1 protein-coding gene is annotated in these 749 nt (G+C 68.8%); it reads right to left on the reverse strand.

Going from position 1 to position 749, the window contains the following annotated elements; translation table 11 throughout:
- Positions 1–749: acetyl-CoA C-acyltransferase (locus F3J15_RS37505; RefSeq protein ID WP_205191162.1), on the reverse strand; the 749-nt coding region annotated here is incomplete at both ends.

Consider the following 749-nt stretch of genomic DNA (forward strand, 5'->3'; position numbering starts at 1 on the left):
CCGTCGTTCAGCCCCGACGCGTTCGCCGCCGTCACCGAGCCGTCCTTCGAGAACGCCGGCTTCAGCCCGGCCAGCGATTCCGCCGTCACGCCGTGACGCACGAATTCGTCGGTGGCGAACTGCAGCGGCTCGCCCTTGCGTTGCGGAATCGCCACCGGCACGATCTCGTCGTCGAAGCGGCCGGCCTTCTGCGCGGCTTCCGCCTTGTTCTGCGACAGCGCCGCGAATGCGTCCTGCTCCTCGCGCGTGATTCCGTACTCCTTCGCGACGTTCTCCGCCGTGATGCCCATGTGGTACTGGTTGTACACGTCCCACAGGCCGTCGACGATCATCGTGTCGACCAGCTTCGCGTCACCCATCCGGAACCCGTCGCGCGAGCCCGGCAGCACGTGCGGCGACGCGCTCATGTTCTCCTGGCCGCCCGCGATCACGATCTCCGCGTCGCCCGCGACGATCGCGTTCGCCGCCAGCATCACGGCCTTCAGGCCCGAGCCGCACACCTTGTTGATCGTCATCCCCGGCACTGCGCTCGGCAGCCCGGCCTTGATCAGCGACTGCCGTGCCGGGTTCTGCCCGGAACCGGCCGTCAGCACCTGGCCCATGATCACTTCGCTGACCTGCTCGGGCTTCACGCCCGCACGCTCCAGCACCGCGCGGATCACCGTCGCGCCCAGCTCGGGCGCCGCAATCTTCGCAAGCGAGCCGCCGAATTTGCCGACCGCGGTCCGCGCGGCCGATACGATCACTAC

This window comes from Burkholderia sp. Ap-955, from assembly GCF_011753045.1.
Classification (GTDB): Bacteria; Pseudomonadota; Gammaproteobacteria; order Burkholderiales; family Burkholderiaceae; genus Burkholderia; species Burkholderia lata_D.